Raw genomic sequence first — 256 nt, 5'->3', positions numbered from 1 at the left:
CCATCGGCGCTACGGCGTTTCACTTCTGAGTTCGGCATGGGGTCAGGTGGGACCACCGCGCTACTGCCGCCAGACAAATTCTTTTCTAATCTGCCGAACTTAACCTAAAAGTGGTGCTGATACCCAGAGTCGAACTGGGGACCTCACCCTTACCAAGGGTGCGCTCTACCAACTGAGCCATATCAGCACGCTAAATTTGATGCCTGGCAGTTCCCTACTCTCGCATGGGGAAACCCCACACTACCATCGGCGCTAC

General features: G+C 55.1%; 1 tRNA gene and 1 rRNA gene. Both read right to left on the bottom strand.

The features are described 5' to 3' along the window. Positions 1-74 (bottom strand): 5S ribosomal RNA (gene rrf, locus A7090_RS25385); the annotation flags it as partial. Between the two features lie 37 nt (positions 75-111). Continuing rightward, positions 112-187: transfer RNA gene (locus A7090_RS25380), tRNA-Thr, on the bottom strand. Positions 188-256: the final 69 nt, after the last annotated feature.

It is taken from the genome of Escherichia sp. MOD1-EC7003, from assembly GCF_002965065.1.
Lineage (GTDB): Bacteria > Pseudomonadota > Gammaproteobacteria > Enterobacterales > Enterobacteriaceae > Escherichia.
This window is presented reverse-complemented; position numbering and strand designations above follow the sequence as displayed.